At 65.8% G+C, this 11,531-nt stretch carries 13 protein-coding genes; 5 read left to right on the top strand and 8 right to left on the bottom strand.

Features of this window, described 5'->3' with window-relative positions; translation table 11 throughout:
* The first annotated feature begins 8 nt into the window (after positions 1 to 8).
* The gene (locus tag ACRDUX_RS12890) at positions 9 to 1,511 is read left to right on the top strand and encodes a class I adenylate-forming enzyme family protein (protein WP_526414419.1); all 1,503 of its coding nucleotides are present in this window, start codon (positions 9 to 11) and stop codon (positions 1,509 to 1,511) included.
* On the opposite strand, the gene ACRDUX_RS12885 is transcribed toward ACRDUX_RS12890, so the two are convergent.
* Genes ACRDUX_RS12885 through fabG form a run of 7 tightly spaced genes read right to left on the bottom strand, consistent with a single transcriptional unit; the run spans position 1,474 to position 8,257 of the window.
* Positions 1,474 to 2,409, bottom strand: a complete 936-nt coding sequence (locus ACRDUX_RS12885; RefSeq protein ID WP_526414417.1) for an alpha/beta hydrolase — start codon at positions 2,407 to 2,409, stop codon at positions 1,474 to 1,476. The genes ACRDUX_RS12890 and ACRDUX_RS12885 overlap by 38 nt on opposite strands.
* Positions 2,406 to 3,041 (bottom strand): TetR/AcrR family transcriptional regulator, encoded by a 636-nt coding sequence (locus ACRDUX_RS12880; protein ID WP_526414416.1) that lies wholly within the window; start codon positions 3,039 to 3,041, stop codon positions 2,406 to 2,408. The genes ACRDUX_RS12885 and ACRDUX_RS12880 overlap by 4 nt, the downstream gene beginning before the upstream one ends.
* The gene (locus ACRDUX_RS12875) at positions 3,038 to 4,363 is read right to left on the bottom strand and encodes a flavin-containing monooxygenase (protein WP_526414415.1); all 1,326 of its coding nucleotides are present in this window, start codon (positions 4,361 to 4,363) and stop codon (positions 3,038 to 3,040) included. Before ACRDUX_RS12875 ends, ACRDUX_RS12880 begins: the two co-directional genes overlap by 4 nt.
* Positions 4,364 to 4,415: 52 nt before the next feature.
* A complete protein-coding gene (locus ACRDUX_RS12870; RefSeq protein WP_526414414.1) occupies positions 4,416 to 5,129 on the bottom strand; it encodes a GntR family transcriptional regulator in 714 nt (237 codons plus the stop codon).
* A complete protein-coding gene (locus tag ACRDUX_RS12865) occupies positions 5,113 to 6,306 on the bottom strand; it encodes an acyl-CoA dehydrogenase family protein (RefSeq protein ID WP_526414413.1) in 1,194 nt (397 codons plus the stop codon). The genes ACRDUX_RS12870 and ACRDUX_RS12865 overlap by 17 nt, the downstream gene beginning before the upstream one ends.
* Positions 6,303 to 7,517: a thiolase family protein gene (locus ACRDUX_RS12860; protein WP_526414412.1), complete on the bottom strand. Its 1,215-nt coding sequence runs from the start codon at positions 7,515 to 7,517 to the stop codon at positions 6,303 to 6,305. The genes ACRDUX_RS12865 and ACRDUX_RS12860 overlap by 4 nt, the downstream gene beginning before the upstream one ends.
* Positions 7,517 to 8,257 (bottom strand): 3-oxoacyl-ACP reductase FabG, encoded by a 741-nt coding sequence (gene fabG, locus ACRDUX_RS12855; RefSeq protein WP_526414411.1) that lies wholly within the window; start codon positions 8,255 to 8,257, stop codon positions 7,517 to 7,519. Before fabG ends, ACRDUX_RS12860 begins: the two co-directional genes overlap by 1 nt.
* A gap of 98 nt (positions 8,258 to 8,355) precedes the next feature.
* Here fabG and ACRDUX_RS12850 point away from each other — a divergent pair, with 98 nt between their 5' ends.
* On the top strand, positions 8,356 to 9,525 hold the full coding sequence (locus ACRDUX_RS12850; RefSeq protein ID WP_526414410.1) for an acyl-CoA dehydrogenase family protein: 1,170 nt from the start codon (positions 8,356 to 8,358) through the stop codon (positions 9,523 to 9,525).
* Positions 9,526 to 9,564: 39 nt separating this feature from the next.
* On the opposite strand, the gene ACRDUX_RS12845 is transcribed toward ACRDUX_RS12850, so the two are convergent.
* A complete protein-coding gene (locus ACRDUX_RS12845) occupies positions 9,565 to 10,017 on the bottom strand; it encodes a MaoC family dehydratase (RefSeq protein ID WP_526414409.1) in 453 nt (150 codons plus the stop codon).
* Positions 10,018 to 10,397: 380 nt separating this feature from the next.
* Here ACRDUX_RS12845 and ACRDUX_RS12840 point away from each other — a divergent pair, with 380 nt between their 5' ends.
* From ACRDUX_RS12840 to ACRDUX_RS12830, 3 genes are all read left to right on the top strand, one after another.
* Positions 10,398 to 11,138: a hypothetical protein gene (locus ACRDUX_RS12840; RefSeq protein ID WP_526414408.1), complete on the top strand. Its 741-nt coding sequence runs from the start codon at positions 10,398 to 10,400 to the stop codon at positions 11,136 to 11,138.
* Complete coding sequence (locus ACRDUX_RS12835; RefSeq protein WP_526414407.1) at positions 11,135 to 11,266, top strand: hypothetical protein; 132 nt, start codon at positions 11,135 to 11,137, stop codon at positions 11,264 to 11,266. Before ACRDUX_RS12840 ends, ACRDUX_RS12835 begins: the two co-directional genes overlap by 4 nt.
* 87 nt (positions 11,267 to 11,353) lie before the next feature.
* A partial coding sequence (locus tag ACRDUX_RS12830) for a hypothetical protein (protein WP_526414418.1) occupies positions 11,354 to 11,531 on the top strand: 178 nt, incomplete at its 3' end.

The following is an 11,531-nucleotide window of genomic DNA, read 5'->3' as shown; positions in this document are numbered from 1 at the left end:
GTACTGAGATGCTCGGGCCTTCAGCGGATGGGAGCCCCGCCGAATCGTTTGCGATCGTCCTGGCGCAAAGCCTCGCCGATTACGGCGACCGACCGTTCATCGAGTTCGAGCGGAAGTGGTACTCGGGTCACGACATCGCCGGCTACCAGACGCGCATCGACGACGCACTCGATCTCGCCGGGGTCGGGCGCGCCGAACCCGTTGGCGTCGTGGTCCGCAACCGCGTGCCACATGCGGCCGCCGTCCTCGGCTTCGTCGCGTCCGGTCGCCCGCTGGTGATGATCTACTCCTACCAGTCCGCATCGTCGATCGGTGCGGACGTCGAGAGCCTTGGTCTGGCCGCGGTTCTCGCCGACCGCGCGGACTGGACCGACACCGTGCTGACCGCGGCCCGACGCGCGGGCACCGCGACGGTGGCCGTGTCCCTCGACGATCCCATCGTCGAACTGCTCACTCCGCGAGTCCAAGGCGCAGCGGCGGTTACCGATCCATCCGTCTCACAGCCCGGAATCCACATCCTGACAAGCGGCACCACCGGAGCACCCAAGCGGGTCCCGATCACCACGTCGGTGCTCTCACACACCGTGTTCAGCATCACCCATGGCCAAGACCCAACCCCCGAGGATCCTCCCGACGTGGTGTTCTGGCCGTTCGGCAGCATCGGCGTATGCCAGCTGCTGGCGGCCGCGTACACGGGCAAGCGAATGGTGTTGTTGGAGAGGTTCACCGTCGACGAATGGGTGCGTGCCGTCAAGACGTACCGCATCAGGCGCAGTGGCGCACAGCCGGCACTCGTCCGGATGCTTCTCGACGCCGACGTGGACAGGGCCGATCTGGCCTCACTCGAGTATCTGGTCGGCGGATCGGGCCCGTTGGAACACGAGCTTCGCGAGGAGTTCGAGCACCGCTACGGCATTCCGGTGCTGTGGGCCTACGGCGCAACGGAGTTCGCAGGGTCCGTGTGTGCCTGGACGCCAGAGCTGCGCGACCGTTACGGTGCGAGCAAGCCCGACAGCTCGGGCAGGCCACTGCCCGGGGTGCACGTGCGAATCGTCGATTCGCACACCGGGTGCGAGGTGGCCAACGGCGAGAAGGGCTTTCTCGAAGCCCGGGTCGACGTGATGGGACCCGAGTGGATCCGCACCACCGATCTTGCGTCGATCGACTTGGACGGATTCGTCACGCTGCACGGCAGGGGCGACGGCGCCATCAACCGTGGCGGTTTCAAGGTGATCCCGGAAACGGTTCGAAGAGTCCTCGTCACGCACCCCGCCGTCCGCGACGCCTGTGTCGTGGGGGTCGCCGACCGGAGGCTCGGCGAAGTGCCCTTCGCCGCAGTCGAACTCCGGCTCGGTGCCACGCCGCCATCGGAATCCGAGTTGAAGGACCTGATCCGCGAATCATTGCCGAGCCACCACGTTCCGGTGGCGATCGCAACGGTGGACGAACTGCCGCGCAATGCCGCGATGAAGGTCAGGCCGAGCGAGGTTGCCGAGCTGTATCGGCCCTAGTGAACACCCGTTTCAGGAAGCCGGCCTGATCCTGCGCCACCTTCTCGAACCAGCTGTGCCCGGGCCACACGTCGAAGTGGTCACACGGGTAGTGATGCACCTCGGCGCGAGCGTGCACCGCGGTCTTGGCCACGGAGTCAGCGGGCACGTATCGGTCGAAGTCGGCGATTTGGACCAGCACTCGACTGCGGAGCTTCTTCGCCGACGACGTCGTTCGGATGGAGCCCAACTCCAAGCCGACCGCCGCGTCGACCTCGTTGCGCCACGTGGGACCCGCCAGGGACGTGTAGCTCTCGTATGCGCCGTCCAGCGCGAGCGCACCCGGTTCACCGGGCCTGGCCACCAAGGGCATCAGCTTGGGCGCCCCGCCACGGGCGAGCGAGATTCGGCTCGCCACTCCCACCGCCGTCCACCGCAGCGCCGTCGACACACCGCGCGTGCCGGCCGAGGCGCGGCTGGCGGCCAGTCCACTGGTCAGGGGCGTCATGGCGATCACCGCGGCGACGTCGGAACGGTCGGCGGCGACGTGGAACACGTGACCACCCGACAGCGACGTACCCCAGATCGCCACACGATCACCGTCGATCCCCGGCAGCGACTTCGCGGCATCCACCGCGGCGTGATAGTCCCGTATCTGCCGCTTGATCGAGATCGACTGCCGCGGTTGACCGTCCGAGGCTCCGAAGCCGCGGAAGTCGAACGCCAGGACGTCGACTCCTGCGGCGCTGATGCGCTCGGCGAACGGCTTCAGTCCCGCGTCCTTGGTCCCACCGAAACCGTGCGCCATCACGACGATGGGTCGGCCACCCGGTCCGGTGAGCGCGTCACCGTCGCCGCGAAAGTGCCACGCGCTGCACGCACTACCCCGAGCCTGGAAGGTGACGTCTTCGAAGGTCATGCCGTCTCCTGCTCGCGATCCGCCTGCGAGACGCCGTAGATCGTGCTCAGCCAGATCGCCGCGGCACCGTCCATCAGTTGCTCTCGGCTCAACGATCCGCCCAGCGTGAGCCGCTCCAGCATGCGGTCGTTGAATTCCAGTAGCACCGAGGCCAGTACCTCGGCGTCCGCACCCTCGGGCGCCCGATCCGCGGCACGGTCGACGCGAATCATCTCCGCGACCGATTCCACGAACGACTCGCGGGCGTTGTCCCAGATGTCGCGGACCGACGCATTCGAACCCCGTGCCTCCAACATGGCCCGAAAGAGGTGGCGGTGCTGCTCGCACGTCGTGAAGAGTCCGTCGAGCATGGCGTAGACCCGCCGTCGCGGCGGATCGGACGCGGCGATGAAGGCATCGTTGACGGCGAACGTCCTGTCCAGGATGCGCTCCATCAGGGCTGCCACCGCGGCGCCCTTGTTCTCGAAGTAGAAGTAGAAAGCCGAGCGCGTCACGCCGGCTTGCTTCGATATCTCGGCGATGTTGATGGCGTCGAGGTTCGACTCGAGGAGCCAGTCGTCCAACGCGTCGAGGATGGCTTCGCGCCGGTGGTCGCTGCGCTGCGGCGGCCGACGATCGGTCTGCGATCTCATGTGGGCACCATCGCACGTTTGGCGCCCGCGGGAAGCTCACGCGTCCGCAGGTCGTGCTCGTAGTGGAAGAAGTCGACTTGCTGTGTGTGCCTTGCGCTGTCGGTGCAATGGCCGGTATAGCGCCTCTGATCGGCATCGATGACGCGCTCCATCTCCTCGGGAGCGGGCAGCGCGTAGCGACCGATCGCGTAGGCGGCGAGCAGCCGCGACTGACACTCCACGAAGGGGAACAGCGTGGGCACCGACTGCGCGAACCCGATGAACGCGAGGTCGGAGTACCCCGGCTTGAACATGCGCTTGTACAACCGAATCTGGTTACCGGGTGCGCTGATGAAGTCCTCATCGAAGAACGGGAACGTGATGTTGTATCCGGTGGCGTAGACGATGACGTCGAACTGGTCGCTGGTGCCGTCGGTGAAGTGCACGGTGTCACCGTCCAGCCGCGAGACGTTGGGTTTGGGAATCACGTCACCCGAGCCGAGCCGCAGCGGCAACTCCACCGACTGCGTCGGATGCGCTTCGAAGAGCTTGTGGTTCGGAGCGGGCAACCCGTAGTTCCTCGGATCGACGCCCATGACCGGTGCGAACAGTTGCAGGGCCTTGCGCTGCCACGACAGCGGCAGATGCGGACTGGTCCGCCACAGCGTGTCCCCCGGCCTACCCGCGATGTACTTCGGCACGATCCACGCACTCGACCGCGTGGACAGCGTCACGTTGTTCTGCAACGCCTTTGACGACAATTCGACGGTGATGTCGGCTGCACTGTTGCCGAGACCGACGACGAGGATTCGCTTGCCCGTCAGTTCAAGCGGAGTCTGCGGGTCGACGTAGAAGTGCGAGTGGACCGTCAGGCCGTCGAACGTGCCAGGGAAGTCGGGCAGCCGCGGATCCCAGTGGTGACCGTTGGCGACGACCAGGAGATCGAAGGGGCGCGTGTCGCCCCGCTGGTCGGTGACGTCCCAGCCGCCGTCTACACGCCGGGCCTGGGTCACCCCATTGCCGAATTCGATGTTCTCCAGCAACCCGAACGCCTCGGCGTAATCGTCGAGGTAGGCCTTGACGTCGGAATGGTGCGGGAACGTCGGATAGTGCTCTGGCATCGGAAAGTCCTTGAAGCACAACCGTTGCCGAGAGGTGTCGATGTGCAGTGACCGGTACGCACTGCTGTGCCCGTTGGGATTTCCGAACGCCCAGTTGCCGCCGATTCGATCGGACGTCTCGAACGTGGTGTACGGCACGCCGTAGTCCTTGAGCATTTTGCCAGCGGTCAGCCCGCTGATACCCGCGCCGATGATCGCGGTACGCGGAAGAGGTCGGTCCACCGCCCGGACGTTAGCAGCGCGTTTGACGTACGTCAATGAATTCTGACGTCTGTCAAATGCCCCCCGTGGCCTCCACGGCTGAGTCCGTGTCAGCGATGACGCCCCGCTCGACGAGGTGCTCGGTCAGCGGCGCGACGCCGATCGTGAAGTGCTCGGCCATCGCCATCCGCGCCCGATTGGCGTCTCGGCGCTCGAAGGCCGCGATGACACGACGGTGGTCCCGTGTCGACTGCTTCGGCCACCCGGACAACGTCGGGAACACCGACTCGGGTGCGTACCGCGTGATGCTCGACATGAACTGGGTCAGCTTCGGCGAGCCCGCGGCGACGTTGATCGTCCGGTGGAACTCGTGATTCAGCCGTACCGTACGTTCCAGATCACCGCTGCCGTATGCCTCCTCCAGTTCGTCCTGAACGGCCCGCAACGACGACAGCTGTTCGTCGGTGATGCTCTCCGCAGCACGGGCCGCGAGCTCGCCGCCGATGAAGGCCTGCACGTTCGCCACGTCGGCGATGTCGCGGGCCGTCAACTCGAGCACCATGAACCCCCGCCGCGGCCGCTGCACCAACAATCCTTCGGCACAGAGGTTCAACAGCGCCTCGCGTACGGGCGTGACGCTGATGCCGAGTTCGACCGCCAGCTGATCGAGCCGCAGATACTCCCCTGCGCGGAAGGTCCCGTTGAAGATTCGCCTGCGGACGTAGCGCGCGACGTCGTCGGACAGCTGCGGGCGCGCCACGAATTCGGGGTCAGAGGTGGTACTCACGCAACAGGCTCTTGCTGATGATGGTCTTCTGGATCTCGCTGGTGCCCTCGCCGATCAGGAGGAAGGGGGCGTCGCGCATCAAGCGTTCGATCTCGTACTCCTTGGAGTAGCCGTAGCCGCCGTGGATGCGGAAGCTCGCCTCGGTGACCTCTGAACAGAATTCGCTGGCAAGGTATTTCGCCATTCCCGCGGCGACGTCGTTGCGTTCGCCGGAGTCCTTGAGCCGTGCGGCGTTGACCATCATCAGATGGGCGGCCTCGACCTTGGTCGCCATCTCGGCGAGTTGGAACGCGATGGCCTGGTGCTCGGCGATCGGCTTGCCGAACGTACTGCGCTGCTGGGCGTACCGGATTGCCAGCTCGAAGGCGCGGATGCCGACCCCGCACGCGCGGGCCGAGACGTTGACCCGGCCGACCTCGACGCCGTCCATCATCTGGAAGAACCCCTGCCCGGGTGCCTCGCCGAGCACATCGGCGTCGGCGGCGCGGTAACCGTCGAAGATCAGCTCGGTGGTGTCGATGCCCTTGTAGCCGAGTTTGTCGAGCTTGCCGGGGATGGTCAGGCCGGGCAGCACCTCGCCGAAACCCGAGGGCTTCTCGATCAGGAAGGCGGTCAGGTTGCGGTGCGGCTTGTCGGCCCCTTCATCGGTCTTGACCAGTGCGGCGACGAGTGTGGAACTGCCGCCGTTGGTCAGCCACATCTTCGCACCCGTGATCGTATAGCCGCCACCGTCGTTGCGGACCGCCCTGGTGCGGATGGCGGCGACGTCGGAACCCAGCTCCGGCTCCGACATCGAAAAGGCGCCTCGCACGTCACCGGTCGCCATGCGCGGCAGGAACCGCCTCTTCTGCTCGTCGGTGCCGTGCTGACGGATCATGTAGGCGACGATGAAGTGTGTGTTGATCACCCCCGACACGCTCATCCAGCCGCGGGCCAACTCCTCGACGCACAGCGCGTAGGTGAGCAGCGACTCCCCCAGCCCGCCGTACTCCTCGGGGATCATCAGCCCGAAGAGCCCCATCTCGCGCATCCCGTCGACGATCGCCTGCGGATACTCGTCGGCGTGCTCGAGGTCCTGGGCGTACGGGATGACTTCCTTGTCCACGAATTGCCGCACCGTGGCGACGATCTCGGTCTGGACGTCGGTGAGCCCGGCCGTCTGCGCAAGTTTCGTCATGCCCCGACCCTTTCGAAGACGGCGGCCAGGCCCTGCCCGCCGCCGATGCACATGGTTTCCAGCCCGTATCTGGCCTCGCGCCGGTGCAGTTCACGTGCGAGCGTCGCCAGCATCCGCCCTCCGGTCGCGCCCACCGGATGACCGAGCGAGATGCCCGAGCCCGCCACGTTGGTACGGTCCAGATCGGTGGATGTGTACTTCCACTCGCGCATCACCGCCAGCGCCTGAGCGGCGAAGGCTTCGTTGAGCTCGATCACGTCGATGTCTGCCAGTGCCAGGCCCGCCTTGCTCAGCGCCACCTCGGTCGCAGGCACCGGGCCGATGCCCATCACGTTCGGCGCCACGCCCGCGACGCCCCAAGAGACCAGCCGAACCAGCGGCGTCAGCCCCAACTCCGCCGCCCTCTGCGGCGTGGCGACGATGCACATGGACGCCGCGTCATTCTGCCCGCTGGCGTTTCCGGCCGTCACGGTGGATTCCGGATCTTGTTTCAGCAGTATGGGTTTGAGCTTGCCGAGGGATTCGACGGTGGTATCGGCACGGGGATGCTCGTCGACGCCGATCACGTCCTCGCCAGTGCGGCTGGTGACCGTCACTCCGATGATCTGATCTGCCAGCAGGCCGTCGGTCTGCGCTGCCACCGCACGGCGGTGCGACCTGACGGCCAGCTCGTCCTGCTCCTCGCGCCCAATGCCGTACTGGCGCCGGAGGTTCTCCGCGGTCTCGATCATGCCGCCGGGCACCGGGTAGTCGCGCCCTCCTGCCGTGACGCGACCGCGGTTCAGTGCGTCGTGCACCTTCACCCCGCCGCGGGCCCCACCCCAGCGCATGTCCGTCGAGTGGAAGACCACGTTGCTCATGGACTCGGCGCCGCCCGCGACGACCAGGTCGTTCTGCCCGGTTCCGACCTGCAGGCAGGCCTGGATGACGGCCTGCAGTCCCGAGCCGCACCGGAGCTCCAACTGCATCCCGGGCACCGACACCAGCCGCCCCGCGTCCAACGCCACGACGCGTCCGATTGCCGGTGCCTCCATGCTGGGGTAGCAGTGCCCGAGGATCACGTCCTCGACGGCGCCGGGCGCCACGCCCGTGCGCTCCAGCAGTCCCTTGAGCGCCGCGACACCGAGATCGACTGCGGTCAGGGAGGAGAACATTCCGCCGTAGCGACCGATCGGGGTACGGACCGGTTCGCAGATCACCGCGTCGAGCATCAGATGTGCCGCCCGCCGGTCACTTCGAGCACCGTGCCGGTCATGTAGGACGAGAGGTCCGACGCCAGGAAGAGCGCGACCTTGGCCACCTCGTCGGGCTCACCGGGGCGGGCCATCGGTATCTCGGCCAGCTTGGCGTCCCAGATCCGTTGCGGCATGGCCTCGGTCATCGCCGAGCGGATCAGGCCCGGTTGGATTGCGTTGATGCGCACGCCGAGATGGGCGACTTCCTTGGCCGCCGCCTTGGTCAGGCCGACGATGCCGGCCTTCGCGGCGGAGTAGTTGGTCTGGCCGATGAGGCCCACCTTGCCGGAGATCGAGGAGATGTTGACGATCGCGCCGCGCTTGTTCTCCCGCATGACGTCGGCGGCCTTTCGGGTGCCGTTCCAGGTGCCCTTCAGGTGCACCGAGATGACCTGGTCGAACTGTTCCTCGGTCATCTTGCGCATGGTGGCGTCGCGCGTGATGCCTGCATTGTTGACCATGACGTCGAGACCGCCGAACGTGTCCACCGCCGAGGCGATGAGCGCCTCGACCTCGTCGGCGTTCGTCACGTCGCACCGCACCGCAGCGGCAATGCCGCGTCCACCCAGCTTCTCGACCGCCGCCTCGGTCGCGGCCAGGTCCAGATCACCAAGCACCACGCGCGCGCCCTCGGCGACGTAACGCTCGGCGATCGCGAAGCCGATCCCCTGCGCCCCACCGGTGACGACCGCAGTCCGTCCGTCGAGCAATGGCATGTAGTGCCCGTCCCTTCCTGAAGGTCTAGCGGTATCCAACATAAAATATGATATTTGTTTATCTAACCACCATCCCCGGCCCGTCAGGAGCACGACGCATGGCAGATCCCACGGTCAGCGATCAGGACTTCCGGGACATCCTCGGCGCGACCCGGGATTTCGTTCGGTCGGTCGTGATGCCCCGCGAGCTGGAGATCATGACCGACAACCGGGTCCCCGACGACATCCGCGATCAGACGAAGGCAATGGGCCTCTTCGGTTATGCGATCCCGCAGGAGTGGGGCGGTCTTGGCCTCGACCTGACTCAGGACGTCGAACTGGCGATGGAGTTGGGTTACACCACTCTGGCCCTGCGCTCGATGTTCGGGACGAACAACGGCATCGCAGGGCAGGTGCTCGTCGGCTTCGGCACCGACGAGCAGAAGACCCGCTGGCTCCAGGGAATCGCCTCGGGTGATGTGGTCGCGTCGTTCGCGCTCACCGAGCCGGGTGCGGGTTCGAACCCAGCAGGCTTGCGCACCAAGGCCGTTCGCGACGGTGACCGCTGGGTGATCACCGGGCGCAAGCAGTACATCACCAACGCTCCGACTGCGAACCTCTTCGTCGTCTTCGCACGCACGCGGCCCGCCGACTCCGACGGACCCGGCATCGCCGTGTTCCTGGTGCCCGCCGGCACCGCAGGCATCGAGGTGGGACCAAAGGACTCGAAGATGGGCCAGGAGGGCGCCTTGACCGCGGACGTCACCCTCGACGACGTGCGGGTGGGCGACGACGCACTCATCGGCGGCGCCGAGGACATCGGCTACCGGGCGGCCATGACCTCGTTGGCGCGCGGCCGCATCCACATCGCCGCGCTCTCGGTAGGCACCGCCCAGCGCGCGTTGGACGAATCAGTCGCCTACGCCGCGAGTGCGACTCAGGGCGGCACGCCGATCGGCAACTTCCAACTCGTGCAGGCGATGATCGCCGACATGCAGACCGGGGTGATGGCGGGCCGCGCTCTGGTACGCGACGCGGCGAGGATGTGGGTCACCGACGAGGATCGCCGCATCGCACCCTCGACCGCCAAGCTGTTCTGCACCGAGATGGTCGGCAAGGTCGCGGATCTCGCAGTGCAGGTGCACGGCGGCAGCGGTTACATGCGTGACGTCCCCGTCGAACGGATCTATCGAGACGTCCGACTCCTGCGCCTCTACGAGGGAACGAGCGAGATCCAGCGCCTCATCATCGGCGGTGGATTGGTCAAGGCCGCCCAGCGCAAGTCGTAACGTCCAGAACTCAGCGCCCCGTAAGCACGCGCCACAGAATCACGCGATGTAGCGGACGATCGACTCTGCGACGGCCGCCGGCTTGGCCGAATCCTCGATCTCGACGGTGATCGTCGTGGTGGCTTGGACCGCGCCCTCGAGCTGTTTGATGGCGGTGATTTCGCCACGCGCCCGGATCTTCGCGCCCACCTTCACCGGCGTGATGAAGCGAACCTTGTCGTAGCCGTAATTGACCGCCAGCGTGATGTTGTCGACTCGGTAGAGCTGATGAGAGAAGTGCGGCAGAAGCGACAGCGTGAGTAGCCCATGGGCGATCGTCGCGCCGAACGGGCCGCCTGCCGCCCGCTCGGGGTCGACGTGGATCCACTGATGATCGTCGGTGGCCTCGGCGAAGAGGTTCACGCGTTCTTGGCTGATCTCCATCCACTCGGTGGGTCCGAGTTGGCTGCCCTGTGCCGTCGCAAACTCATTCAGATCGTGGAATACTTTCACGCTCTCTCCTCTCAAAGGGGCCCTGACCACGAAACTGGTCCCGGATTACTCTTAACGCCTTCACCACCTGAAACAGAATGGCATCCACGCGCATCAATTTGCCAGATGCGGTACAGATATTCGCCCAAGCGAACCATTAGGGCGGTCAATCTGCTGCAACGCTACTACTGGGAATTGCTGCAAATAAATTGAGATTAGCGAGCCGTCGTGGCAGGTCGACGCTTCGCATTGCGATCTCAGAAAACACTCGCATCCTAGCTGGAGTCCGGCCATGGTTAGGACTGATAATTATTGACGACTGGGTATCCCCACCCATCGCGAAGGACCGCAGACAGTGACGACCTCCCCCCATCACTGACTGCCGAACGAATGAGGCGACGATGCACCCCCAACCCCTCGACTTCGGATTTTCCGATGGCTCTCCGCTGACCGACAACATTAGCTGGTGGGACCCTGTTGCGGAGTGCACGATGGTGGTGTCCCATCCAACGGTAGACCGCGACCTGTGGCACGAGTATCTGCGCGGCGCCGAACGGAGTTACCGTGCCCACGGTGTCGAGCGGGCCTTGGACCTTGGTGCGATTCGAGACGGCGTCGACACTGCGATGTTCTGGACGACCATCGACGCGGCGGGACGGGTGATCGGCGGCCTTCGCGCCAAGGGCCCCCTGCGATCCGCCGACGAATCGCACGCGACGGTCGAGTGGGCCGGGCAGCCGGGGTTACCCGCCGTTTACAAGATGATCGCCGACCGAATTCCCTTCGGCGTGCTGGAAATGAAGTCCGCCTGGACCACGGACGATCGGGACAATGCGCGACGACTGTCCCAGGCGTTGGCGCGCACCATATTTCACGGAATGGCTCTGCTAGACGTCCAGTTCGGCATGGCGACCTCAGCGCCGCACGTGCTCGAGCGGTGGCGCACGTCGGGAGCCGTGGTGGCGCCCATTGCGGCGACGCCGTACCCCGACGAGAGATACCGCACGAAGATGATGTGGTGGGACCGGCGCACCTTCGCCAATCACGCAGCACCGGAGCAACTCCCGAAGATCTTCGATGAGATGGCCATCACGGCGGCTCAAGCCGAGGCACGACGGGCCGACCGCACGGTCGTACGGTGACGCAGGTCGACGCCTTCGAAGTGGTGGCCCGAGTCGACTTCGTCTACTCGCAGGACTCCCAACCGGCCCGCCCCGTCGGTCGGGCCTCCTGCCACGATCCGCAACCGCCAACGGGCCGTCGACATTGACGTGCCGCCGTTACGCTGAATTCCGTGCCCGCAGAATCATCGCCCCTGAGCCTGGACCGGCTGGTGAGCACCGCCGCCGTCCGGCTGATGGCGGCGAACGCTGCGACCACGGCCATCGTGTCGCAGGAGGTTCTCGCCGTCCTCCTCGAGTACTTCGACGTCGACGAGAGCTTCCTTCGGTACAACGACCACTCCACTCGTGCGTCGATTTTGGTCGCCGAATGGCCCCCGCGACCGGACATCCCCGATCCAGACCCGTTGAGGG

Origin of the sequence: Mycobacterium sp. (genome assembly GCF_050701675.1) — a bacterium.
Lineage (GTDB): Bacteria > Actinomycetota > Actinomycetes > Mycobacteriales > Mycobacteriaceae > Mycobacterium.
The sequence above is the reverse complement of the archived record's forward strand: the minus strand, read 5'-3'. Positions and strand labels throughout refer to the sequence as shown.

Excerpts from the sequence above, each read along its gene's own strand:
- ACRDUX_RS12890 (WP_526414419.1), top strand. The coding sequence starts at position 9 with ATGCTCGGGCCTTCAGCGGATGGGAGCCCCGCCGAATCGTTTGCGATC.
- ACRDUX_RS12885 (WP_526414417.1), bottom strand. The coding sequence starts at position 2,409 with ATGACCTTCGAAGACGTCACCTTCCAGGCTCGGGGTAGTGCGTGCAGC.
- ACRDUX_RS12880 (WP_526414416.1), bottom strand. The coding sequence starts at position 3,041 with ATGAGATCGCAGACCGATCGTCGGCCGCCGCAGCGCAGCGACCACCGG.
- ACRDUX_RS12865 (WP_526414413.1), bottom strand. The coding sequence starts at position 6,306 with ATGACGAAACTTGCGCAGACGGCCGGGCTCACCGACGTCCAGACCGAG.
- ACRDUX_RS12860 (WP_526414412.1), bottom strand. The coding sequence starts at position 7,517 with ATGCTCGACGCGGTGATCTGCGAACCGGTCCGTACCCCGATCGGTCGC.
- fabG (WP_526414411.1), bottom strand. The coding sequence starts at position 8,257 with ATGCCATTGCTCGACGGACGGACTGCGGTCGTCACCGGTGGGGCGCAG.
- ACRDUX_RS12850 (WP_526414410.1), top strand. The coding sequence starts at position 8,356 with ATGGCAGATCCCACGGTCAGCGATCAGGACTTCCGGGACATCCTCGGC.
- ACRDUX_RS12840 (WP_526414408.1), top strand. The coding sequence starts at position 10,398 with ATGCACCCCCAACCCCTCGACTTCGGATTTTCCGATGGCTCTCCGCTG.